Annotated in this window: 24 protein-coding genes; 11 read left to right on the forward strand and 13 right to left on the reverse strand. The window is 67.0% G+C overall.

The window, feature by feature from the left end:
• Positions 1-5: 5 nt before the first annotated feature.
• Together AC3A6P_RS08965 and AC3A6P_RS08970 are read left to right on the forward strand one after the other, a co-directional pair.
• Positions 6-809, forward strand: a complete 804-nt coding sequence (locus AC3A6P_RS08965) for a DNA-formamidopyrimidine glycosylase family protein (protein WP_487690889.1) — start codon at positions 6-8, stop codon at positions 807-809.
• Between the two features lie 8 nt (positions 810-817).
• Positions 818-1321, forward strand: a complete 504-nt coding sequence (locus AC3A6P_RS08970) for a MarR family transcriptional regulator (protein WP_487690890.1) — start codon at positions 818-820, stop codon at positions 1319-1321.
• A 24-nt stretch (positions 1322-1345) separates the two neighbouring features.
• Here the strand turns inward: AC3A6P_RS08970 and mmsB are convergent, their stop codons facing one another.
• Genes mmsB through AC3A6P_RS08985 form a run of 3 tightly spaced genes read right to left on the reverse strand, consistent with a single transcriptional unit; the run spans position 1346 to position 4933 of the window.
• Positions 1346-2215, reverse strand: coding sequence for a 3-hydroxyisobutyrate dehydrogenase (gene mmsB, locus AC3A6P_RS08975; protein ID WP_487690892.1), 870 nt, complete (start codon positions 2213-2215; stop codon positions 1346-1348).
• Positions 2216-2225: 10 nt separating this feature from the next.
• Positions 2226-3404, reverse strand: coding sequence for an acyl-CoA dehydrogenase family protein (locus tag AC3A6P_RS08980; protein WP_487690894.1), 1179 nt, complete (start codon positions 3402-3404; stop codon positions 2226-2228).
• An 8-nt stretch (positions 3405-3412) separates the two neighbouring features.
• Positions 3413-4933 carry a CoA-acylating methylmalonate-semialdehyde dehydrogenase gene (locus AC3A6P_RS08985; RefSeq protein ID WP_487690895.1) on the reverse strand — a complete coding sequence of 507 codons (1521 nt, stop codon included), beginning with the start codon at positions 4931-4933 and terminating at the stop codon, positions 3413-3415.
• A gap of 193 nt (positions 4934-5126) precedes the next feature.
• On the opposite strand from AC3A6P_RS08985, the gene AC3A6P_RS08990 reads away from it, so the two are divergent.
• A complete protein-coding gene (locus AC3A6P_RS08990; RefSeq protein WP_487690897.1) occupies positions 5127-6521 on the forward strand; it encodes a DUF1254 domain-containing protein in 1395 nt (464 codons plus the stop codon).
• Between the two features lie 70 nt (positions 6522-6591).
• Here the strand turns inward: AC3A6P_RS08990 and rfbC are convergent, their stop codons facing one another.
• The 9 genes from rfbC to AC3A6P_RS09035 are packed head-to-tail and all read right to left on the reverse strand — an operon-like array spanning position 6592 to position 16652.
• Entirely contained in the window at positions 6592-7212 is a 621-nt protein-coding gene (gene rfbC, locus AC3A6P_RS08995) for a dTDP-4-dehydrorhamnose 3,5-epimerase (RefSeq protein ID WP_487690898.1), read from the reverse strand.
• 1 nt (position 7213) lies between these two features.
• Positions 7214-8206, reverse strand: coding sequence for a dTDP-glucose 4,6-dehydratase (gene rfbB / locus AC3A6P_RS09000; RefSeq protein ID WP_487690899.1), 993 nt, complete (start codon positions 8204-8206; stop codon positions 7214-7216).
• Between the two features lie 10 nt (positions 8207-8216).
• Complete coding sequence (locus AC3A6P_RS09005) at positions 8217-9068, reverse strand: LLM class F420-dependent oxidoreductase (RefSeq protein WP_487690901.1); 852 nt, start codon at positions 9066-9068, stop codon at positions 8217-8219.
• Between the two features lie 34 nt (positions 9069-9102).
• Positions 9103-9948, reverse strand: coding sequence for an LLM class F420-dependent oxidoreductase (locus AC3A6P_RS09010; protein ID WP_487690903.1), 846 nt, complete (start codon positions 9946-9948; stop codon positions 9103-9105).
• Positions 9949-9977: 29 nt separating this feature from the next.
• A complete protein-coding gene (locus AC3A6P_RS09015) occupies positions 9978-11471 on the reverse strand; it encodes an ATP-binding protein (RefSeq protein WP_487690905.1) in 1494 nt (497 codons plus the stop codon).
• Positions 11471-12952: an ATP-binding protein gene (locus tag AC3A6P_RS09020; RefSeq protein ID WP_487691444.1), complete on the reverse strand. Its 1482-nt coding sequence runs from the start codon at positions 12950-12952 to the stop codon at positions 11471-11473. Before AC3A6P_RS09020 ends, AC3A6P_RS09015 begins: the two co-directional genes overlap by 1 nt.
• 14 nt (positions 12953-12966) lie before the next feature.
• Positions 12967-14631 (reverse strand): NAD(P)/FAD-dependent oxidoreductase, encoded by a 1665-nt coding sequence (locus AC3A6P_RS09025; RefSeq protein ID WP_487690907.1) that lies wholly within the window; start codon positions 14629-14631, stop codon positions 12967-12969.
• A gap of 51 nt (positions 14632-14682) precedes the next feature.
• Positions 14683-16107, reverse strand: a complete 1425-nt coding sequence (locus tag AC3A6P_RS09030; protein WP_487690909.1) for a flotillin family protein — start codon at positions 16105-16107, stop codon at positions 14683-14685.
• Positions 16107-16652 (reverse strand): NfeD family membrane protein, encoded by a 546-nt coding sequence (locus AC3A6P_RS09035; RefSeq protein WP_487690911.1) that lies wholly within the window; start codon positions 16650-16652, stop codon positions 16107-16109. The genes AC3A6P_RS09030 and AC3A6P_RS09035 overlap by 1 nt, the downstream gene beginning before the upstream one ends.
• Positions 16653-16961: 309 nt before the next feature.
• On the opposite strand from AC3A6P_RS09035, the gene infA reads away from it, so the two are divergent.
• The 8 genes from infA (at position 16962) to truA (ending at position 21586) form a co-directional block, all read left to right on the forward strand.
• A complete protein-coding gene (gene infA, locus AC3A6P_RS09040) occupies positions 16962-17183 on the forward strand; it encodes a translation initiation factor IF-1 (protein ID WP_003418601.1) in 222 nt (73 codons plus the stop codon).
• A 50-nt stretch (positions 17184-17233) separates the two neighbouring features.
• Entirely contained in the window at positions 17234-17347 is a 114-nt protein-coding gene (gene rpmJ, locus AC3A6P_RS09045) for a 50S ribosomal protein L36 (protein ID WP_003879483.1), read from the forward strand.
• 159 nt (positions 17348-17506) lie between these two features.
• Complete coding sequence (rpsM, locus tag AC3A6P_RS09050; RefSeq protein ID WP_487690913.1) at positions 17507-17881, forward strand: 30S ribosomal protein S13; 375 nt, start codon at positions 17507-17509, stop codon at positions 17879-17881.
• 6 nt (positions 17882-17887) lie between these two features.
• A complete protein-coding gene (gene rpsK / locus AC3A6P_RS09055) occupies positions 17888-18310 on the forward strand; it encodes a 30S ribosomal protein S11 (RefSeq protein ID WP_487690915.1) in 423 nt (140 codons plus the stop codon).
• A gap of 17 nt (positions 18311-18327) precedes the next feature.
• Positions 18328-18933, forward strand: a complete 606-nt coding sequence (gene rpsD, locus AC3A6P_RS09060) for a 30S ribosomal protein S4 (protein ID WP_487690916.1) — start codon at positions 18328-18330, stop codon at positions 18931-18933.
• A gap of 74 nt (positions 18934-19007) precedes the next feature.
• The gene (locus AC3A6P_RS09065) at positions 19008-20060 is read left to right on the forward strand and encodes a DNA-directed RNA polymerase subunit alpha (RefSeq protein ID WP_487690918.1); all 1053 of its coding nucleotides are present in this window, start codon (positions 19008-19010) and stop codon (positions 20058-20060) included.
• A 67-nt stretch (positions 20061-20127) separates the two neighbouring features.
• The gene (gene rplQ, locus AC3A6P_RS09070) at positions 20128-20700 is read left to right on the forward strand and encodes a 50S ribosomal protein L17 (protein ID WP_487690919.1); all 573 of its coding nucleotides are present in this window, start codon (positions 20128-20130) and stop codon (positions 20698-20700) included.
• Positions 20687-21586, forward strand: a complete 900-nt coding sequence (truA, locus tag AC3A6P_RS09075; RefSeq protein ID WP_487690921.1) for a tRNA pseudouridine(38-40) synthase TruA — start codon at positions 20687-20689, stop codon at positions 21584-21586. Before rplQ ends, truA begins: the two co-directional genes overlap by 14 nt.
• 45 nt (positions 21587-21631) lie before the next feature.
• Here truA and AC3A6P_RS09080 read toward each other — a convergent pair whose 3' ends face one another.
• Positions 21632-22321 (reverse strand): cutinase family protein, encoded by a 690-nt coding sequence (locus tag AC3A6P_RS09080; protein WP_487690922.1) that lies wholly within the window; start codon positions 22319-22321, stop codon positions 21632-21634.
• Positions 22322-22329 lie beyond the last annotated feature (8 nt).

A 22329-nucleotide genomic window follows, 5' to 3' on the forward strand; every position in this document is an offset into this window, starting at 1 on the left:
GCACCGTGCCCGAGGGTGACACCGTCTACGTGCTGGCCCGCCGGCTCGATACCGCGCTGGGTGGGCGCACCCTGACCCACGGCGAGTTGCGGGTGCCCGCGCATGCGACCGCCGACCTCGCGGGGCGGACGGTGCTGGCCCAGGTGACACATGGCAAGCACCTGTTGACCCGGCTCTCGGGCGATCTGACGCTGCACACCCATCTGCGCATGTCGGGTTCCTGGACCGTGTCGTCGGCCGGGCGGTGGCTGCCCCGTGCGGTGATGCCCGACGTGCGTGTGATCCTGCGGACCGACGGCCCGGCCGCCTACGGCGTGCGGCTGCCCGTCGTGGACCTGTTGCGCACCCGCGACGAGGCCGACGTCATCGGTCATCTGGGCCCGGATCCGTTGCGCGAGGACTGGGACGCCGCCGAGGCCGCGCGCCGGATCACCGCCGAACCCGATCGCCCACTCGTGGCCGCCCTGCTCGACCAGCGCTGTGTGGCAGGCTTCGGCAACCTCTGGGCCAACGAGCTGTGCTTCCTGCGGGGGCACAGCCCGTGGACTCCGGTACGCGAGGTCGACGTGCCCGCACTGCTGGATCTCGGTGCACGCGCACTGCAGCATTCGGCCACCGTGCCGGGCGCCATGCAGGTGACCACGGGTAGGCGGCACAAGCGTGAGCAGCACTGGGTGGCGGGCCGGGCCGGGCGACCCTGCCTACGGTGTGCGACCACCGTGCGGGTGCGCGCCGAAGTGGCAGGAGATCCTGAGCGGCGGCGCACCTGGTGGTGTCCGTCGTGCCAGCCGGGACCCGAATTTGCTTGAATGGTCGGATGTCCGAGTCCGGCGACAAGCGCGATCCGATTGCCCAGGCGCGCGCCAACTGGGAGCGCGCCGGCTGGGGTGACGTCGCCGACGGCATGGTGGCGGTGACGTCGGTGATGCGCGCCCACCAGATCCTGCTGGCCAGGGTCGAGAATGCGCTGCGGCCATACGATCTGAGCTTTTCGCGTTTCGAACTGCTCCGGCTACTGGCGTTCAGCCGGGCCGGCGCGCTCCCCATCACGAAGGCGTCCGACCGCCTACAGGTTCACGTGACCAGCGTGACGCACGCGATCCGGCGGCTGGAGGCCAGCGGACTGGTGCGCCGGCTGCCACATCCCACCGACGGCCGCACCACGTTGGTGGAGATCACCGACCTGGGCCGCTCGACCGTCGAGGACGCCACCATGACCCTGAACGAGAAGGTGTTCGCCGATATCGGTATGTCGGACGAACAGTCGCGTGGGTTGGTGGCGTCCATCGAGACGTTGCGGCACAGCGCCGGAGACTTCTAGCGCGCCTCGGGGGCCTGGCGAGAGTCAGCGCAGCAGATTGATGACGGCGCTGAAGTCCTCGGCGGCGTGCTCCTCGTTGAACTTCTGGTAGATCTCGGCGGCGTGGGTGCCCAGCGGCGCGTTGGAACCGGTGGAGGACACCGCATCCATCGCGAGCCCGAGGTCCTTGTTCATCAGCGCGGTGGCGAAGCCGGGTTTGAAATCGTTGTTGGCCGGCGACGTCGGAACCGGGCCCGGCACCGGGCAATTCGTGTGCACCGACCAGCAGTTGCCGGTGGCGCCGGTGATCACGTCGAACAGCGCCTGATCCGACAGGCCGAGCTTTTCGGCCAGCACGAACGCTTCACCGATGGCGATCTGTTGCACGGCCAGCACCATGTTGTTGCACAGCTTGGCGGCCTGGCCGGTGCCGGAGTCGCCGCAGTGAATGATCTTGCCTGCCATGGGATCGAGCACCGGCCGGGCCCGTTCGACGGCTTCGTCGCTGCCACCGACCATGAACGCCAGCGTGCCCGCCGTGGCCCCTTTGACACCGCCGGAGACGGGCGCGTCGATCTGAAGAAAGCCCCCCTCTACTGCCTGGGCGTTGATGTCACGGGCATCGGCCACCGAGATGGTGGAGGTGTCGATGAACAGCGTGCCGGGCTTGGCGGCGGGCAGCGCCTCGGCGTAGCACGCCTTGACGATGGCCCCGTTGGGCAGCGAGGTGATCACCACCTCGGCCTCGGCGACGGCCTCGGCGCCACTGTCGAATGCGGTGGCACCCTTGGCTTCCACTGCCTCGCGCAGCGCGGGCACCAGGTCGAAGGCGCGCACGGTGTGCCCGGCTGCCACCAGGTTGGCAGCCATCGGACCGCCCATGTTGCCCAGGCCGAGGAATGCGATTGTCGTCATTGTTGTCCCTTCAGACGGCGGCGCGGGCGCGGGCGGCTTCGGCGCGGCCGATCACCACACGCATGATTTCATTGGTGCCTTCGAGGATGCGATGCACTCGCAGATCGCGGACGATCTTCTCCAGCCCGTATTCCTTCAAGTAGCCGTAACCGCCGTGCAGCTGCAAGGCCTTGTCGGCGACGTCGTAGCAGGTGTCGGTGACGTAGCGTTTGGCCATCGCACACAGCTCCACTTTGTCGGGCGCGCCGGCATCGAGTGCAGAAGCCGCCTGCCACAACAGGATTCGTGATGTCTGCAACGCGGTGGCCATATCCGCGAGCGTGAAGCGAATGGTGGGCTCATCGAGCAGCGACCCACCGAAGGCCTCGCGGTCGCGGACGTAGGCGGCCGCCTTCTCATAGGCGGTCTGCGCACCACCGAGTGAGCAGGCTGCGATGTTGATCCGGCCGCCGTTGAGACCGTTCATCGCGATACCGAACCCGGCACCCTCACCTTCGGGACCACCGAGCAGCGCGTCGGCCGGAACCCGCACACCTTCGAAGATCACCTGGGCGGTGGGTTGGGCGTTCCAGCCCATCTTGATCTCGTCGGGCCCGAAACTGAGTCCGGGAGTGTCCTTTTCGACGACAAACGCCGAGATGCCCCGTGGTCCCTCGTTGCCGGTACGGGCCATCACCACGTACACATCCGAGCTGCCTGCCCCGGAGATGAACTGCTTCACCCCGTCGAGGACGTAATGGTCACCAGTCGCATCAGAACAGCGCACCGCGCGGGTGCGCAGTGCGGCGGCGTCGGACCCGGCACCCGGTTCGGTGAGGCAGTAGGACGCGATGGCCTCCATGGACGCGAGCTTGGGCACCCAGTTCTTGCGCTGTTCCCGGGTGCCGTAGGTGTCGATCATCCAGGCGCACATGTTGTGGATCGACAGGAACGCCGCCACGGTGGGATCAGCGGCAGCGAGCTGCTCGAAGATCCGCACCGCGTCCAATCGGCGCAGCCCGCTCCCGCCGACGTCCTCGCTGCAGTACACCGCCGCCATTCCCAACTCGGCGGCGGCCCGCAGCTCCTCGACCGGAAAGTGTTTGGCCGCATCCCAGTCCAGGGCGTGCGGAGCCAGCCGTTTGGCCGCGAACGCCGCCGCCGTCTCGGTGATGACGCGCTCGTCGTCGTCGAGGCCGAATAACTGCATGGCCCTGCCTATTTCATCGTCGGGATGACGAACTCGGCGCCATCTTTGATGCCGGACGGCCACCGCTCGGTGACGGTCTTGACCTTGGTGTAGAACTGGATCGACGCCGGGCCGTGCTGGTTGAGATCACCGAAGCCGGACCGCTTCCAGCCGCCGAAGGTGTGATAGGCCACCGGAACCGGGATCGGCACGTTGACACCCACCATGCCCACCTGGACCTTCGACACGAAGTCGCGGGCGGCATCACCGTCGCGCGTGAAGATCGCCACGCCGTTGCCGTACTCGTGCTTGGAGGGCAGGCTCAAGGCCTCGTCGTAGTCGGCGGCGCGCACGATGCACAGCACCGGGCCGAAGATCTCGTCGGTGTAGATCGACATGTCGGGGGTGACGTGATCGAACAGGGTGGGGCCGATGAAGAAGCCCTTCGACAGGTCCTGATCGTCGAACGTCAGCTCGTCGGTGGCACGTTCGCGGCCGTCGACCACCAGATCGGCGCCGGCCTCGACGCCCTGGCCGATGTAGTTGCGCACCCGTTCCAGTGCGGCGCCGGTGACCAGCGGCCCGTAGTCGGCCTTGGGATCCAGGCTGTGGCCCACCCGCAGCTGGTTGATGCGCTCAACCAGCCTGCCGCGCAACCGGTTTGCGGTTTCCTCGCCCACCGGGACGGCGACGCTGATCGCCATGCACCGCTCACCGGCGCTGCCGTAACCGGCGCCGATCAACGCGTCGACGGCCTGGTCCAGATCGGCGTCGGGCATGATGATCATGTGGTTCTTCGCACCGCCGAAGCACTGCGAACGCTTGCCGTGGGCCGCGGCGGTCGAGTAGATGTACTGCGCGATATCCGAGCTGCCGACGAACCCGACGGCCTGGATGTCGGGGTGGGTGAGGATGGCGTCGACCGCTTCCTTGTCCCCCTGGACCACCTGGAAAACCCCGGCGGGCAGGCCGGCTTCCAGGAACAGCTCGGCCAGTCGGACCGGGACCGAGGGGTCGCGCTCAGAAGGCTTGAGAATGAACGCGTTTCCGCAGGCCAACGCCGGACCGGCCTTCCACAGCGGGATCATCGCCGGGAAGTTGAACGGGGTGATCCCGGCGACCACACCCAGCGGCTGACGGATCGAGTAGACGTCGATACCCGAGCCCGCGCCCTCGGTGAACTCACCCTTGAGCAGGTGGGGGATGCCGATGGCGAACTCGATGACCTCGACGCCGCGCTGGATGTCGCCCTTGGAATCGGCGACGGTCTTGCCGTGCTCGATGGAGAGCAGTTCCGCTAATTCTTCTATGTGCTCGTTGACGAGTTGAATGAACTTCATCATCACCCGCGCGCGCCGCTGCGGGTTCCACGCGGCCCATTCCTTCTGCGCTTCGACCGCGGACGCCACTGCCGTGTCGACGTCGGCTTTCGAGGCCAGCAGCACCTGTGCCTGCACCTGGCCGGTGCTCGGGTTGAGGACATCGGCGGTGCGCGAAGAGTTCAACGTGGAGCGCTTGCCGTCGATGAAGTGCGGAATTTGTGTCGTCATCAGTAGTCCCAAGATCGAGAAGTGGCGCGGGTATCCGCCCGCGATGCGGATCCAGAAGATACTTGCATATCCTAGTAATCGCTGACGCCAGGCGCAAGAGGCTCCAGCTTCCACGCCGACACCCAGCCCGAATGGCCTTCCCGGCCACTGCGCGGAGTTACTGTCAGCACAGACCGGGAAGGGAGTTTCGGCGATGACCGCAAACCCAGAGTCGTCTGAGCCGCTGCGCGGTGGCTACCCACTGCCCGACACCGTCCAGCTCGCCTACGAGGCAGTCGACCTCAACCGGGCCGTCCAGATGTACCGGTACTTCTACCGCTCGGTGTCCGGTGCGGCCATCTTCGACGGCACCGCGGCCGCGGGGGTGCAGCCCAACAAGACCTTCGGCTACCTCGACACCCAGCCACGCCACGTCGGCTTCACACTGAACTCGGACACCCCGTACGGCGCACTGCTGCTGGACCTGCATGCCGGCCCGCTGGTGGTCGAGGTGCCCGAAGGGTCCTTCGTCGGCGCCGTCATCGACATCCATCAACGCTGGATCCTCGACTTCGGGCTGCCCGGACCCGACGGCGGCGCCGGCGGCAAGCACCTGATCTTGCCGCCCGGCTACGACGGGGACGTGCCGGAGGGCTACCACGTGGGAAGGTCCGAAGCCTTCCGGGTGGTGGCCGCGGTGCGTTCCATTCCGGTCGACGGTGACGCCAGAGCCGCATTGGAGCGGGTCACGACGGTCAAGGTCCACCCCCTGGAGCGCCCGGACGATTGGGAGGAGCCGACGTGGGTGGACATGTCCGAAGGTGGGCAGGACACCACGCCGTTGGCCATCGAGACCAGCATCGAGTTCTGGAAATCAGTGCACCGCATCGTCGATGAGGAACCCGTGCTCGAGGACAGCCGGGCCCAATACGGCGAGCTGGCCGCGCTCGGCATCGTCAAGGGCCAGCCGTTCGAACCCGACGAGCGGCTGACCCGCATCCTGGAGCTGGCCGCACAGACGGCGAATCTGCAGATGCGGGTGGAGTCCTTCGCTGATCGCACCCCGGCGCGGCTGGTGTGGGCCGACCGGCAATGGGAATGGGTGGCGCTGCGGTCGGAGAACGGTACCTTCGACACCGCCGGCTACCGCGACACCTATGCGCTGGACAAGTGGTTCTTCCAGGCGATCGCCACCTCTCCGGCGATGTTCCGCCGCGACGCCGGTGCCGGATCGCTGTACTGGTTGGCGTTGTCCGACCGCACCGGCGCCTACCTCGACGGCGGCAATACCTACACCTTGACCGTGCCGCTGCCGGTGCCGGCGAAGCTGTTCTGGTCGGTGACCGTCTACGACGCCACCACGCGCAGTCAGATCCAGACCGATCAGGGCAAGGCGGCGCTGCGGTCGTTGTTCGAGCTGTCCGGGCTCGAGGGGGATTCGGTGGTGCTGCACTTCGGTCCCGAGCCGCCCGCGGAGGCCGAGGGCCGCTGGATCAAGACGATTCCCGGGTCCGGCTGGTTCGCCTACTTCCGCATCTACGGTCCCGACGGCCCGGCATTCGACGGGTCCTGGAAGCCGGACGATCTGGAGCTGGTCCCGTCCCCCTGAGCGCGAGCGCGCGTGTTTGTACGCCCACGCTGCGCGTGTCGCGTACAAACACGCGCGCTCGCGCGGTCAGTCAAGCCTGGAGTCGGGCGCGCAGTTCGTCGACGAACTCCCGGGCCGCATCCCAGGTCGGGAGGGTCCCGGCTTCGAGGGCCTGCTCCAACGTGGGGGCATCGCGGTCGCGGTCGGAAAGCACCACCTCCGGGCCGAACACCGTCGCGGGCCACTCGATGCCCAACGACTCGTCGGTGGGGGAGATCGTGTGTTCCCGATCCGGGGCGTACTCCGCGGAGCACAGGTACATCACGGTCGAATCATCGTGCAACGCAAGGAAACCGTGCGCCAAGCCCTCCGAGATGTACACCGAGCGATGCTCGCGGTCGTCGAGGATCACGGCGTCCCACAGTCCGAACGTGGGGGAGCCCACCCGGATGTCGACCACCACGTCGAACACCGCACCGCGCACACAGGTCACGTACTTCGCCTGGCTCGGTGGCAGTGCCGCGAAGTGCAACCCACGCAGCACGCCGGCCGACGACGTCGAGCAGTTGGCCTGCCTAAGGTCGAACCGGTGCCCGGTGGCCTCGATGAACTCCCGATCGGTGAACCACTCGAAGAACGAGCCGCGCTCGTCGTGAAACAGCCGGGGGACGATCTCCCAGGCGCCGGGCACCCGAAGTTCATGAAAGCTCATGTCACTGACCACGTTTCAGATAGCCGGCTTCGACGCCCTCCTTGAGGGGACCCCACCAGTCTTCGTTGGTGCGGTACCACTCGATGGTCGCGCGCAGGGCGTCACGGAAGTCGGCGTGCCGGGGCTTCCAGCCGAGCTCGCGCACCGACGCCGGATCGATGGCATAACGCAGATCGTGGCCGGCGCGGTCGGTGACGTGATCGAAGTCGTCGGCGTCGCGGCCCATCAGCGTCAGGATCTCCCGCATCACCACCAGATTGGAACGCTCACAGTCCGCGCCGATCAGGTAGGTCCGGCCAGGGGAACCGGACTCCAGGATCCGGCGCACCGCGTCGTTGTGGTCGCCGACGTGAATCCAGTCCCGCACATTCGCCCCGGCGCCGTACAACTTGGGCCGGCGACCGGTGAGGATGTTGGTGATCTGCCGGGGAATGAACTTCTCCACATGCTGGTAGGGCCCGAAGTTGTTGGAGCAGTTCGAAATCGTGGCGCGTATCCCGTAGGACCGCACCCAGGCGCGGACCAGCATGTCCGAAGCCGCTTTGGTCGACGAGTACGGACTCGACGGGTTGTACGGCGTGTGCTCGGTGAACCGCTGCGGACTGTCGAGCGCGAGATCGCCGTACACCTCGTCGGTCGAGACGTGATGTAACCGCACCCCATGCCGCCGCACTGCCTCCAGAAGGGTGAACGTCCCGATCACGTTCGCCCGCAAAAACGGCTCCGGATCGGCCAGCGAGTTGTCGACATGGGTCTCGGCGGCGAAATGCACCACGGCGTCGGACTCGGCGACCAACCCGTTCACCAGGGCGGCGTCGGCGATGTCACCTTCCACCAGTCGCACGTCGCCCGCCACCGGGCGCAGCGATTCGCGCGTCCCGGCGTAGGTGAGGGCGTCGAGCACCGTCACCGTGTCGCCGGGGTAGTCGCGCACCGCCGCGTGAACGAAGTTGGCGCCGATGAAGCCGGCGCCACCGGTGACGAGCAACCGCATGCCGTTGACGCTACCCGCTGAGCCCCAGGGGTCCGGCGAGCTCGGTCAGCGCGGGCACCAGCTCGTCCTTGCTGCCCAGCACCTGAATGGCCACATGATCGGCGCCGGCGTCCAGGTGCTCCTTCAGGCGCGCGGCGATGGCCTCCGGGGAGCCGTAGGCGACCACCGCGTCGATCAGCTTGTCACTGCCCGGCTGTTCCACATCGTCAGAGGTGAAACCCAGCCGACGCCAGTTGTTGACGTAGTTGCTCAGATCGAGATAGAACCCGACCGTCTTGCGGCCGAGCTCGCGGGCCTTGTCGGCATCGGTGGTCAGCACCACCTTGTGCTCCGGGGCGATGAACACGCTGTTGCCCACCTGCTCGCGGGCCTGCGCGGTGTGCTCCGGCGTGGTCAGGTACGGATGCGCACCGGCGCTGCGGTTCTTGGCCAGCTCCAACACCTTCGGCCCCAACGCGGCAATCACCCGCCTGCTGGTGGGCACCGTCTTGGCGTCCAGCGCATCCAGGTATTCGACCAGCGCGGTATACGGCTTGGTGTACTCCTGGGTGTGCTCGGGGTGCCCGACGCCGACGCCGAGCAGGAACCGGCCCGGGAAGGCCTTCTCGATGCGGTGATACGACTCGGCGACCGTCTCGGCGTCGGCATTCCAGATGTTGACGATGCCGGTGGCGATCTGCAGCGTGGACGTCGCCTCGAGGATGGGTTCGACGAAAGCGAGATCCGCGGGCGGGGACGCCCCGACCCACACGGCGCCGTACCCCAGCTTCTCGATCTCTTGCGCCTGCTCCGGGGTGACCGGTCCGCCGGTCCACACCCCGAACCGGCCGAGGTCGGGCTTCAGCGAAACAGCGTCAGTCATGTATGGGCTCCCAGTTCGGCTCGGTAACAGGTATTCAGTTCAGGCCCAGCGGGCCGGCCAGCTCAGCCAGTGCTGGTATCAGCTTGTCAGGTGAGGTCAGCACCTGGACGGGCACATGGTCGGCGCCGGCGTCCAGATGCGCTTTCAGCCTGGCCGCGATGGCGTCGACCTCGCCGTAGGCGATCACGGCGTCGACCAAAGAGTCACTACCCGGTTTCGCCACATCCGCATCACTGAATCCGAGTCGTTTCCAGTTGTTCAGGTAGTTCGCGAGATTGAGGTAGACCTCCAGCGCCTTGCGCCCGACGGCACGCGCCTGTTCCGCATCGGTGGTCAGCACCACCTTGTGCTCGGGAGCCAGCAACGCGTCCGGCCCGATCAATTCACGCGCCTGCGCGCTGTGTTCCGGGGTGGTCAGGTAGGGGTGGGCACCGGCGCTGCGGCGCGCCGACAACTTCAGCACCTGCGGTCCCAGGGCGGCCACCACCCGGCGATCCTTCGGGACGCCGTGCTGGTCGAGCGTGTCGAGATACTCGGTGAGCGCGTCGTAGGGCTTCTTGTACTCGGACTGCGCTTCGGGGTGACCGACGCCGATGCCGAGCAGGAACCGGCCCGGGTAGGCCGCCTCGATGCGGTGGAAGGACTCGGCGGTGCGACCGGGATCTGCCGTCCAGATGTTGACGATGCCTGTCGCGACCTGCAGCTTCTCCGTGGCACCCAGAATCGGGTCGACCCACTCCAACTCAGCGGCCGGGGAACCGCCGGCCCAGAGGGCGCCGTAGCCCAGGCTCTCGATCTCCCGGAGCTGCTCCGGACTGAACTGCTGCCACAGCGAATGGTGGCCGAAAACGCCGTACGTGCCGAGATCAGGTTTGGTCATGGCACGGACAACCTGTGTGACGTCGGTGACTATTCCGTTTCGCTCACGGTGAGTTCAGCGGGCGTCGACGACTCCGGCGCCGGGGCCTGCAACGGCAGGCACACGATGAACCGGGTGTCACCGGGCTTGGACTGCACCGACAGGTTGCCGCGATGCTTCTCGACCACGACGCGCCACGCCAGATCCAGTCCCAGGCCGGTGCCCTGGCCCACCGGTTTGGTGGTGAAGAACGGGGTGAAGATCCGCTCGATGATGTCCTCGGGGATACCGGGGCCGTCATCGCAGATCTCGATGCGCACCAGACCGTCACTCTCGCGGCTGGTCCGCACGGTCAACGTGCCGTGGCCGTCCATCGCCTGGATGGCGTTGTCGATGATGTTGGTCCACACCTGATTGAGATCGCCCGGATAGCAGAGGATCTCCGGCAGGCTGGCGTCCCACTCCTTGACCAGAGTGATGGGCTTGCCTTTGCCCGCCATCCCGATCTTGTCGCCGAACATCATCATGGTGCTGCGCAGCAGCTCGTGGATGTCGGCGCTCTGGTAGGCGCCGCGGTCCATCTGCGAGTACTGCTTGGCTCCGGCCAGCAGCGCCGAGATGCGCTTGCTCGCCTCGGCGATCTCGTTCATCCGCAGCTCGTTGTCGATGGTGTACTTCAGCCACCCGATCGCGCTCTGCAGCGACGCCGAGGCGTCGGCGTCGTCCACCAGGGCCGAGACCCGCTCCAGCCAGTCGGTGTCCAGACCGGCCTCGACGAACGTCGGGGCGTACTCCCAGGCGCTGGCGATGCCGTGGTCGTCGAGCCAGTCGCCGATCTGATCCTCCCGGTCGGAGGTTTCCAGCGCCGACAGTTCGAGGTCCTTGCTCTTGGCCACCTGCTCGGCCACCTGATCCTGGATGGTGACCAGCATCCGCAGCGCCTCGGGAGTGAATCTCGCCTCGGCCACCATCGCCAGCTTGTGCCGCATGTGGCCGACACCTTCACGCAGGTCGGCGACGGCACGGGCGGTGGCCGCCGCCGGATTGTTGAGCTGATGGGTCAGGCCGGCGGTGATGGTGCCCAGTGCGAGCAGCTTCTCGCGTTGATCCAGGATCGAGCGGGCCCGCGCGGTGCCGACCATGTGCCCTTCGAGCAGATGCACGGCCATGGGGAACTGCGACTGCATGAACTTCGCGAACGCTTCGGCGTCGAGCACGAACATCCGCGACGGGCGGGTCAGCCGCACCGAAGCCTGATAGACGTGTTCCTCGCCAGGGATGTAGGCCGACCACGCGCCGCAGTACACGCCGCGCTGCGAGGTGCGGCCGGTTTCGATGTCGACGCCGCCGGAGCGCTTCGTCATCACCAACTCGCCGTCGATCAGCACGTAGAAACACGTCGCCGGGTCACCCTCGGAATGCAGGGGACCGGCCGGGAAGGTCTCGATATGGCCGTGCCCGCACAGCATGTCGAGCTGCTCATCGGTGAGGTGCTCGAACAGGAACAACGTGCGCAGCTCCTCGGCCAGGCATTGCTCGCCCATCAGGCTTCCTTCCTAAACACGTCGGTGTCGGGCGCGGTCACGTTCACCGGTGGAACCGGTCGCGGCGAGAAATCCGGAGCGGGAGCATCCGGTGCGACGGTCAGCGGCAGCAACACCGTGAAACAAGTGTCACCCGGTTTTGATTCCGCCCACAGATTTCCGTGGTGCCCGTCGACGATGCGTGTCGCGGTGTCGAGCCCCAGACCGGTGCCCTCACCGAACCGCTTGGTGGTGAAGTACGGGTCGAAAACACGGGTGAGCAGTTCGGCGGGGATACCGCGACCGGAATCGCGGATTTCGACGCGCACCGAATCGCCGTCGCGGCGGGTGCGCAGGGTCAGCACCCCGGCAGGCGCCCCGGCGAGGGCGTCGAGCGCGTTGTCGATCAGATTGGTCCACACCTGGTTGAGCTCGGCGGGATGACACGGCAGCAGCGGGATACCCGCGCCGAAATCGCGTTCGACGGTGACGGAGGGCACCAGCCGGTGCGCCAGCATGGTCAGGGTGCTCTCCAGCTGCTCGTGGACATCGCTGAGGTCGAACGGCGCACGGTCCACCTGCGAGTACTGCTTGGCGTAGTCGACGAGTCCGGAGATGCGCCGCGTGGCGTCTGTCAGCTCGGTGAGCAGCAGCTCGGTCTCGACGACGGAGCGCAGCCGCCGCAGCACCGAGTTCAGCTGGTCCGGGGTAGCGGCGCACGGCGCCGCGGCCACCCGTTCCATCCAGTCGATGTCCAGTCCGGCTTCGGCGAAGCTGCTGGCCAGTTCCCACGCGTCGGGCACGTCATGGTCATCGAGCCACTGGCCGACGGCGTCCTCGAGATCGGACTTCTGTACCGCCGACAGCGTGCTGGGCTTAGCCGCCAGCTCGGCCACCCGGTCCTGCAGCTCGACGAGATCGGGCAGTTCGGCGCGCTGATGCCGCAGTTCTGCCACCTGAGCCCGGAGCTCGTCGGCGGCACGGGCAGCCGCGGCGGCCGGGTTGTTGAGCTCATGGGTCAGCCCGGCGGTCAGCTGCCCGAGCTGCACCAGCCGGTCATGGGTGTTGAGAATGCGGGTCTGGTAGGACCGGCCGTCGGAATGGGCGATCAGCAGGTGGCTGGCCATGGGGAATTCGGTGCGCAGGAACGTCCCGAACGCCGTCGCGGGGATGGCCAGCATGCGCGACGGTTTGGTCAGCGTGGCGGTGTTGTCGTAGGTGTCGGCCTCATCGAGCAGGAACGCCGCCCACGCACCGCAATAGGACCCGGGCTGCGAGGCCCGCCACATGTCGATATCGCGGTCACCGGATCGCTTGGACAGCGCGATCTCACCGTCGAGCAGAACGTAGAACACCGCCGCCGGGTCGCCCTCACGGCAGAGCAGCCCCGGCGGCAGTGTCAGGACCTCGGCATCGGCGCACAGACGGGTCAGCTGGTGGTCGGTCAGTCCTTCGAAGATGAACAGCCCGCGGAGCTCGTCGATGTCACACCGGTCTGACAACACCCCCGCTCCCGTCAGGCTTCGGCCAGATACCGGTGCACCAGCATCACCGCCATGGACCCTTCGCCGACGGCGGCGGCCACCCGTTTGGCGGATTCGGCGCGCACGTCTCCGGCGACGAACACCCCCGGCACGCTGGTCTCCAGATGGTGCGGCGGGCGGTCCAGCGTCCACCCGGAGATGTCACGAAGATCCGGTCCGGCCAAGATGAAGCCGTGGTCGTCGCGCACCACCACACCGTCGAGCCAGTCGGTACGCGGCTCGGCGCCGATGAAGATGAACATGCGCCCGCACTTGAAGTCCTCGCGCTCACCGGTTTCCCGGTTCTCCAGGCAGATTCCCTCGAGGTGGCCGTTGCCCTTCACCGCGTGCACCACGGTGTTGGGCATCTCCTTGATCTTGTCGTTGGCCCGGATCTGCTGGATCAGGTAGTACGACATCGAGTCCTCGAGCGTGCGCCGGCTGACGATGGTCACCGACTTCGCCGTGCGCGACAGGTACATGGCGGCCTGCCCGGCGGAGTTGGCGCCGCCGATGACGTACACCTCGTCGTCGTCGCAGTCCGAGGCCACCGACGCGGTGGCGCCGTAGTAGACCCCGGCCCCGGTGAGCCCCGCGCATCCTTCGGCCGGCAGCTGGCGGTACTCCACACCCATCGCCAGGATCACCGACCGGGCGCCGATGGAGCGCCCGTCGGACAGCCGGACCGTGCGGGCCGAACCGTCGACGTCCAGGCCCGTCACCTCGGCGGCGGTGATCAGCTCGGCCTCGAATTTCTCGGCCTGGCGGCGCGCCCGCTCGGCGAGCTGAGACCCCGACAACCCGTCGGGGAACCCGAGGTAGTTCTCGATCCGCGAGCTCTGTCCGGCCTGGCCGCCGGTGGCGGTGCGCTCGATGAGCACCGTCTTGAGGCCTTCGGAGGCGCCGTACACCGCGGCCGCCAGGCCGGCCGGGCCGCCGCCGATCACCACGAGGTCGTAGAAGTCGTCGGCCGGAGTGGTGGTCAGTCCGAGGGTGGCGCCCAGTTCGGCGTCGGTGGGATCCACCAGCGTCTCGCCCTGTTCGGTGATCACCACCGGCAGCGTCAGCTCATCGAGATGGGCGGCCTCCAGCAGCTGTTTGCCCTTGGGCTCGTCGGCGCGAAACCAGGTGTAGTACAAGCGGTTTCGAGCCAGGAACTCGCGCACCTCATTGGAGCGGGCATTCCACGGGTGGCCGATGATCTTGGTGTGCGGAATGGCGTGCTCGCCGGTGGTGCGCCACGCCTCGATCAGCGCGTCGATCACCGGGTACAGCTTCTCCTCCGGCGGATCCCACGGCTTGAGCAGGTAGTGGTCCAGATCGACGACATTGATGGCGTCGATGGCCGCGTGGGTGTCGGCGTATGCGGTCAGCAGCACGCGCCGGGCCATCGGGAAGATGTCCATGGCGGCTTCGAGGAACTCGATACCGCTCATCTGCGGCATGCGGTAGTCGGCGACGTACACCGCCACCGTCTCACCGCGCAGCTTCAGTTCGTTGAGGGTCTCCAGGGCATCGGGGCCGGATTCGGCGCGGACGATCCTGAAATGTTCGCCGTAGTGACGGCGGAGATCCCGAGCGACGGCGCGCGAAACCGCAGGGTCGTCGTCGACGCTCAGGATGACGGGTTTACGGGTCTGTGACTCTGATCCGGACATCGCCTGTAAGTATGCGCCGGGCGGGTGACATCCGGCGCCCGACCGCAGGTGTTACTCGGTGGGCGAAACGGGCTGCCCGTTGGTGATCGGCGGCGCAGGCTCCGGCCGGTTCAATAGCTGCGCCAGATCGATCCCCGACGCCCGCAGGCTCTCGACGATCTTGGCCACCGCCAGCGGGCTCACCCCCAGCAGTCCTCCGACCGCGTCCTGGGCGTCGGACGGGCCGCCGATGATCGAGAGCCGCTCGATCTCCGCGAGCGGCATGGCGGCCGCTTCGGTGGCCTTGACCACCGACTGCAGCACATCGGGCAGGGTCTGCAGCCGGGCGGCCTCGGGGGAGTAGGTGTTCAGCGCGGCGGCGATCTCCTTCTTGCCGGCGGCTTCGGCCACGAGCCTGGCCTGGATGCCGTCGGCCTCGGCCTGGCGTTCCACCCGGAACGCCTCGGCGGCGGCCTTGCGCGCGTCGGCCTCGGCCTGCCCGGCCAGGATGGTGGCCTGCCGCTGCCCCTCGGCGCGGGCGATGTCGGCCTGCCGCTGCGCTTCCGCCGGGGCGATGACGTCGGCCTGCAGCGCCGCCCGGGCCTGTTCGGCGCGCCGCTGCTCCACCTCGATGCGGGCCTGCACGCGGGCCGCCTCGGCCTGCTCGGTCGCGATGCCCACGTCCTTCTGCGCGCGGGCGTTGGCCAGCGGGCCCGCCTGGTCGGCCTCGGCGTTCTCGGCTTCGGTCTGGGCCCGCAGCCGGGCGAGTTCCACATCGCGGCGCTGGTTGGCGGTGGCGATCGCGGTATCGGCCTCGGCCTGCGCGACAGCGCCCTCCTGGCGGGCTTTCGCCGACCGGATCTGGGCGTCGCGCTCGGCCTCGGCGGTGCCCACCGCGGCATCGCGCTTGACCTCGGCGATGCGCCGCTGGCCCAGCGATTCGAGGTAGCCGTTCTTGTCCGAGATGCCGGCGATCTTGATGACGTCGACCTCCATACCGATCCGCGCGAGATCGGCACCGGCCTCCTCGACCACGCTGCGCGCCAGGGTGTCACGGTTGGAGTTGAGGTCCTCGACCGTCATCGTCGCGGTGATACCGCGCAGGCTGCCGGCCAGGATGTCGTTGATCTGATTCTGCAGGGCATCCAGATCCGAGGTCAGGAAGCGTTGCACCGCAGTCTGTACCGCTTCGTCCGCCGAACCGATGCGGACCAGGCCGACGGCCTCGACGTTGACGGGGACGCCGTCGTTGGACAGCGCGTTCTGCAGGTTGATGCTGACGTTGAACGGCTCGAGGCTCATGATGTCGACGCGCTCGATTCCGGGAACCCGGAACCGGGCCCCGCCGCGCACCACCTTGGGTGCACCGCGACCGGTGAAGACGGCGACCTCGTTGGGCGGGACCTTGATGTAGTTCTTGACGTAGATGAGCGGTACGACGACGAGCAGCAGGACGGCCGCGACGGCCGCGACGATGATGATCACGAGCAGAGACATCAGGGTGTGCCTTCCAGATCGGGAATTGCTGGGTCTTCCGGAACCGCGACGACGTGGACGTAATCGGCATCGACATCGGCGATGTAGATGCGGGTGGACTTGCTCAGGGCCGAGGGCTCGGCGGTGACCGCGCGGGCCCGGACCCGGTTGCCGTCGGGGTCGGCGAACGCCACCTCACCCCAACCGTCGGGCGGGATCTCGAGGGTGACGGTGCCCAGCAGGCCGATGTAGGACACCCGGCCGCGCTGGGAGTTCGACTGCTGACGCCGTAGATAGGGCATCAGCGCGCCCTGCAAGATCAGCACGAGCACCACCCCGCTGCCCAGGGCCACGAAACCGGCCCCGAGAGCACCCAGTCCCGCCCAGGTACTCAGCAGTCCGCCGGTGCCCACCCCGAGGATCGCCGCGGACAGGCTCGTCAGGCTCAGGAATGGCAGCCCGTCATGGCCCACGTCATGACCACCGCCTCCGGAGTCGCCGAGCAGCAGGGTCACGAGCAGCGCGATTGCGCCCACCGCGAACGCGGCCACGTACACGGCTGTCACTTCGACCCCCTCCGGCAGAATGGTCGTGGCGGCACGGCTGTCGAGATGATCTTCGCATCCCGGCGTCGTTGCTGGTTGACGCTCGAGCCGGACCACGAACGGCTGTTTTTGGAGCATGGCCGCCGAACGGGTATCGTGGACCAACGGTGCGGCAACCGCGCCGACTCTTTGCGTGCTCGTTCTGCAGATTCATCTGCCGAACTTCAGGAATGTCTCACTTCCGGTCCACGTTGTGTAGTCGGCAACGATTGCTGCGCCGAGTCGGACGCAGTAGATACGAAACCGAACAAGCAAGGATCGCCGAAGCGTATGGCCAAGAAAGACGGTGCCATCGAGGTCGAGGGCCGCGTGGTCGAGCCTCTGCCCAATGCGATGTTCCGCATTGAGCTGGAGAACGGACACAAGGTGCTCGCGCACATCAGCGGCAAGATGCGGCAGCACTACATCCGCATCCTGCCCGAGGACCGCGTCGTGGTGGAGCTCTCTCCCTACGACCTGTCCCGTGGCCGCATTGTGTACCGCTACAAGTAAACAGTCCGACACTCACATCCCCATTTAGACAAGACAGGATCGTTACTGCCGTGAAGGTGAACCCGAGCGTCAAGCCGATCTGCGACAAGTGCAGGGTGATCCGCCGGCATGGGCGGGTCATGGTCATCTGCTCTGATCCGCGCCACAAGCAGCGTCAGGGCTGAACCCCTCCGCCGTTCGGCTGAGCACCACCCACAACTGAATGCAGACCTCCCAGTACCACTGAGGGCATACGGCCCTCGACCACGTCCGGCACGGAGGCCGGACCCCGTGAGGGGAACGGACTGGGAACAGACCTCCGCAACGAAAAGGAACACTGCCTGATGGCACGTCTCATGGGCGTTGACCTCCCGCGCGACAAGCGCATGGAGATCGCGCTGACCTACATCTACGGCATCGGCCGTACCCGCTCCCAGGAGATCCTGGCTGCCACCGGTATCGACCGGGACCAGCGCTCCAAGGACCTGACTGATGACCAGGTGACCCTGCTCCGCGACTACATCGAGGGCAACCTCAAGGTCGAGGGCGATCTGCGCCGCGAGGTGCAGGCTGACATCCGCCGCAAGATCGAGATCGGCTGCTACCAGGGCCTGCGGCACCGCCGTGGCCTGCCGGTGCGCGGTCAGCGGACCAAGACCAATGCGCGCACCCGCAAGGGCCCCAAGCGCACCATCGCCGGCAAGAAGAAGGCCAGGTAACAGCACATGCCTCCAGCTAAGAAAGCCGCAGGCGGTGCAGCTGCCCGTCGTGGCAAGACCACCCGCCGCCGGGAAAAGAAGAACGTTCCCCACGGCGCTGCTCACATCAAGAGCACGTTCAACAACACCATCGTGTCCATCACCGATCCCCAGGGCAACGTCATCGCCTGGGCGTCCTCGGGTCACGTCGGCTTCAAGGGTTCGCGTAAGTCGACCCCGTTCGCCGCGCAGCTGGCCGCCGAGAACGCTGCCCGCAAGGCGCAGGAACACGGCGTGAAGAAGGTCGACGTGTTCGTCAAGGGACCGGGTTCCGGTCGCGAGACCGCCATCCGTTCGCTGCAGGCCGCCGGACTCGAAGTCGGCGCGATTTCCGACGTCACCCCGCAGCCGCACAACGGCTGCCGTCCGCCCAAGCGGCGCCGGGTCTAGGGGAGAGGGACTAAAAAATGGCTCGTTATACCGGACCCGCCACCCGCAAGTCGCGCCGTCTCGGCGTCGACCTCGTCGGCGGTGATCAGTCGTTCGAGAAGCGCCCCTACCCGCCCGGCCAGCACGGCCGCGCGCGGATCAAGGAGAGCGAATACCGCCAGCAGCTGCAGGAGAAGCAGAAGGCTCGCTTCTCCTACGGCGTGATGGAGAAGCAGTTCCGTCGCTACTACGAAGAGGCCGTGCGGCTGCCGGGTAAGACCGGTGACAACCTGCTGCGCATCCTCGAGAGCCGGCTGGACAACGTGGTGTACCGCGCGGGCCTGGCCCGGACCCGTCGCATGGCGCGTCAGCTGGTCAGCCACGGCCACTTCACCGTCAACGGTGTCAAGGTCGACATCCCCAGCTACCGGGTGTCGCAGTACGACATCATCGACATCAAGGACAAGTCGATCAACACCCTGCCCTTCGAGGTCTCCCGGCAGACCGCCGGCGAGCGCCCGATCCCGGGCTGGCTGCAGGTTGTCGGCGAGCGTCAGCGCATCCTCGTGCACCAGCTGCCCGAGCGCGCGCAGATCGACATCCCGCTCAACGAGCAGCTGATCGTCGAGCTCTACTCGAAGTAACACCCGTCCTGGCCCAACCGGGTCATGGATCACCCGACGGCATCAAATAGCGGTTGCCGAGAAGGAGAAAAGAAATGCTGATTTCTCAGCGTCCCACCCTGGCCGAAGAGGTCGTTGCCGAGAACCGTTCGCAGTTCGTCATCGAACCGCTGGAACCCGGCTTCGGCTACACCCTGGGTAACTCGCTGCGGCGCACCCTGCTGTCGTCCATCCCGGGCGCAGCGGTCACCAGCATCCGCATCGACGGTGTTCTGCACGAGTTCACCACCGTGCCCGGGGTCAAGGAAGACGTCACCGACATCATCCTGAACCTCAAGGGTCTGGTCGTGTCCTCCGAAGAGGACGAGCCCGTCACCATGTACCTGCGCAAGCAGGGCCCCGGTGCGGTCACCGCCGGTGACATCGTGCCGCCGGCCGGTGTCACGGTGCACAACCCCGACATGCACATCGCCACCCTGAACGACAAGGGCAAGCTGGAGGTCGAGCTCGTCGTCGAGCGCGGCCGCGGCTACGTCCCCGCCGTCCAGAACAAGGCCTCCGGTGCCGAGATCGGCCGTATCCCGGTCGATTCCATCTACTCGCCGGTGCTCAAGGTGACGTACAAGGTGGAGGCCACCCGGGTCGAGCAGCGCACCGACTTCGACAAGCTGGTCATCGACGTCGAGACCAAGAACTCGATCAGCCCGCGCGACGCCCTGGCGTCTGCGGGTGGCACGCTCGTGGAATTGTTCGGTCTGGCACGGGAACTCAATGCCGATTCCGAGCACATCGAGATCGGCCCCTCGCCCGCCGAGGCCGACCACATCGCGTCGTTCGCGCTGCCCATCGACGATCTGGACCTGACCGTCCGGTCGTACAACTGCCTCAAGCGCGAGGGTGTGCACACGGTGGGCGAGCTCGTCGCCCGCACGGAGTCCGATCTGCTGGACATCCGTAACTTCGGCCAGAAGTCCATCGACGAGGTGAAGATCAAGCTGCACCAGCTCGGTCTCTCGCTCAAGGACTCACCCGCCACGTTCGATCCGTCCGAGGTTGCCGGTTACGACGTCGCCACCGGTACCTGGAACAGCGATGCCGGCTACGACCTGGAAGACACCCAGGATTACGCCGAAACCGAACAGCTCTAACCCAAGCTCTACATCCGTCCCGGTCCTACCTGATACGGGGGCCGGCCCCATTTAGGAGACAGTCGCAATGCCCAAGCCCACAAAGGGTGCTCGCCTCGGCGGGTCGTCCTCTCACCAGAAGGCGATCCTGGCCAACCTGGCCACCTCGCTGTTCGAGCACGGTCGGATCAAGACCACCGAGCCCAAGGCTCGGGCGTTGCGGCCCTACGCGGAGAAGCTGATCACCCACGCCAAGAAGGGCTCGCTGCACAACCGGCGTGAGGTGCTCAAGAAGATCCGTGACAAGGACGTCGTGCACACCTTGTTCGCCGAGATCGGGCCGTTCTACGCGGACCGCAACGGTGGCTACACCCGGATCATCAAGGTCGAGAACCGCAAGGGCGACAACGCCCCCATGGCGGTCATCGAGCTGGTCCGGGAGAAGACGGTGACCTCTGAGGCCAACCGTGCCCGCCGTTCCGACGCTGCGCAGAAGGTGGCGGCCGCCGCCGCGACCACAAGCTCGCCTGTGGAGGATGAAGCGCCGGAGGCCACCGACGCCCCCGTCACCGACGAGGTCGTCGAGGACACCACCACGGCGGCCGAGGCTGTGGAGGAAACCCCCGCCGAGGACGCTCCGGCCGAGGATGACAAGAAGTAGCGACAACGCTGTGAACGTGCCCGCCATCGAATGCGATGGCGGGCACGTCGCTTTTGTCCGCCTGCGCCTCGAGATCGCCTACGACGGCACCGAATTCGCGGGCTGGGCGCCGCAGGCCGGGCAGCGCACCGTCGCCGGTGTCATCGAGGAGACGCTCTCGACGGTGTTCCGGACGCCGGTGGTGCTGCGGGTGGCCGGCCGCACCGATACCGGCGTCCACGCCACCGGCCAGGTGGCGCACGTCGACGTTCCCACGGACGCGCTGGGGCAGGCGTATCCACGCACACCTCGTCCCGGTGAACCCGAATTCCTGCCCCTGGTGCGCAGATTGGGGCGGTTTCTGCCCGCGGACGTCCGCGTACGCGATATCGTCCGCGCGCCTGAGGGTTTCGACGCCCGCTTCTCGGCGTTGCGCAGGCACTATCGCTACCGGTTGACCACGGCCCCCTACGGGGTGGAACCACAGCAGGCCCGGTTCATCACTTCCTGGCCGCGGCCACTCGATGTCGAGGTGATGGCCGCGGCGTCGCAGAACCTCCTGGGGTTGCACGATTTCGCCGCGTTCTGCCGTTACCGCGAGGGTGGTACCACGATCAGGGACCTGCAGGCACTGTCCTGGCAGCGCGACGGCCACCTGATCACCGCGGCCGTCACCGCAGATGCGTTCTGCTGGAACATGGTGCGTTCGTTGATCGGTGCGCTGCTGGCCATCGGTGAGCATCGCCGGCCCGTCGATTGGCTCGGCGGCCTGCTCTCAGAAGACAAGCGCTCCAGCGACTTCGCCGCCGCACCCGCCCGCGGACTGACCCTGGTGGGGGTCGATTACCCGCCCGATGACCAACTGGCCGAACGGATTCACGTCACGCGGGACGTGCGGCGCCGCTGAACGGCATCCCAAAGACCCGCACCGGGTTGGTGGGATGACGCTCCGTCAGATGCGGCCTGCCACGAAGTCTGCGGCCTGATTGACCATGCCGCCGTTGATGTAGGCCGGCTGCAGGTGATCGGACCAGTTGTTCTGCCAGGTGTTGGGGTCGGCAGGGTTGCAGATGGGGTCGGCGCCGTGGCACAGCTCGATGGTGCGCTCCTTGTAGAGCGGGCTGAAGTTGCTGATCGGGCCGATCCAGGCGGCGCCGTTGCCGAACAGGGCGATCGCGGCGATCTTCTGGTCCATCCCCGGCGGCAGGGGCTTGTCGAAGCCGAAGAATCCGAACGGCACAGCCAGCACCACGTCGGTGACGGCGGCGCCCAGTGAGTAGCCGCCGAGCACCAGCCTGGTGTCGGGGCAGCGCCCCGCCATGTCCTGGATGCGCGAGCTCATGTCGTTGGCGCCGACGTCGATCTCGTTGTCGGCCGGGTAGTTCACCGCGTACAGATCGATGTTCTTGTCGGTCTTCTGTCGCAGCGCGCTGACAAACGCATTGCCGATCTGGCCCGCGCCCGCGGGTTCGACGCGGCCGCGGGCGAAGATGACCTCGACCTGCGGGCACGGTGCCGCGGCGGCGGTGGGAAGGCCGCTCGATGAGGACGGTACGACGGCCGGTCCCACCAAGGACAGCGCCGCGGCTCCGATGACTGCACACAATGACCCGATGGCGCGCCCGACTCGCATGAGGCACATGGTACTTG

It is taken from the genome of Mycobacterium sp. Soil_C_30 (genome assembly GCF_057656995.1).

Excerpts from the sequence above, each read along its gene's own strand:
- AC3A6P_RS08970 (WP_487690890.1), top strand. The coding sequence starts at position 818 with ATGTCCGAGTCCGGCGACAAGCGCGATCCGATTGCCCAGGCGCGCGCC.
- mmsB (WP_487690892.1), bottom strand. The coding sequence starts at position 2,215 with ATGACGACAATCGCATTCCTCGGCCTGGGCAACATGGGCGGTCCGATG.
- AC3A6P_RS08980 (WP_487690894.1), bottom strand. The coding sequence starts at position 3,404 with ATGCAGTTATTCGGCCTCGACGACGACGAGCGCGTCATCACCGAGACG.
- AC3A6P_RS08985 (WP_487690895.1), bottom strand. The coding sequence starts at position 4,933 with ATGACGACACAAATTCCGCACTTCATCGACGGCAAGCGCTCCACGTTG.
- AC3A6P_RS08990 (WP_487690897.1), top strand. The coding sequence starts at position 5,127 with ATGACCGCAAACCCAGAGTCGTCTGAGCCGCTGCGCGGTGGCTACCCA.
- rfbC (WP_487690898.1), bottom strand. The coding sequence starts at position 7,212 with ATGAGCTTTCATGAACTTCGGGTGCCCGGCGCCTGGGAGATCGTCCCC.
- rfbB (WP_487690899.1), bottom strand. The coding sequence starts at position 8,206 with ATGCGGTTGCTCGTCACCGGTGGCGCCGGCTTCATCGGCGCCAACTTC.
- AC3A6P_RS09005 (WP_487690901.1), bottom strand. The coding sequence starts at position 9,068 with ATGACTGACGCTGTTTCGCTGAAGCCCGACCTCGGCCGGTTCGGGGTG.
- AC3A6P_RS09010 (WP_487690903.1), bottom strand. The coding sequence starts at position 9,948 with ATGACCAAACCTGATCTCGGCACGTACGGCGTTTTCGGCCACCATTCG.
- AC3A6P_RS09015 (WP_487690905.1), bottom strand. The coding sequence starts at position 11,471 with ATGGGCGAGCAATGCCTGGCCGAGGAGCTGCGCACGTTGTTCCTGTTC.
- AC3A6P_RS09025 (WP_487690907.1), bottom strand. The coding sequence starts at position 14,631 with ATGTCCGGATCAGAGTCACAGACCCGTAAACCCGTCATCCTGAGCGTC.
- AC3A6P_RS09030 (WP_487690909.1), bottom strand. The coding sequence starts at position 16,107 with ATGTCTCTGCTCGTGATCATCATCGTCGCGGCCGTCGCGGCCGTCCTG.
- infA (WP_003418601.1), top strand. The coding sequence starts at position 16,962 with ATGGCCAAGAAAGACGGTGCCATCGAGGTCGAGGGCCGCGTGGTCGAG.
- rpsM (WP_487690913.1), top strand. The coding sequence starts at position 17,507 with ATGGCACGTCTCATGGGCGTTGACCTCCCGCGCGACAAGCGCATGGAG.
- rpsK (WP_487690915.1), top strand. The coding sequence starts at position 17,888 with ATGCCTCCAGCTAAGAAAGCCGCAGGCGGTGCAGCTGCCCGTCGTGGC.
- rpsD (WP_487690916.1), top strand. The coding sequence starts at position 18,328 with ATGGCTCGTTATACCGGACCCGCCACCCGCAAGTCGCGCCGTCTCGGC.
- AC3A6P_RS09065 (WP_487690918.1), top strand. The coding sequence starts at position 19,008 with ATGCTGATTTCTCAGCGTCCCACCCTGGCCGAAGAGGTCGTTGCCGAG.
- rplQ (WP_487690919.1), top strand. The coding sequence starts at position 20,128 with ATGCCCAAGCCCACAAAGGGTGCTCGCCTCGGCGGGTCGTCCTCTCAC.
- truA (WP_487690921.1), top strand. The coding sequence starts at position 20,687 with ATGACAAGAAGTAGCGACAACGCTGTGAACGTGCCCGCCATCGAATGC.
- AC3A6P_RS09080 (WP_487690922.1), bottom strand. The coding sequence starts at position 22,321 with ATGTGCCTCATGCGAGTCGGGCGCGCCATCGGGTCATTGTGTGCAGTC.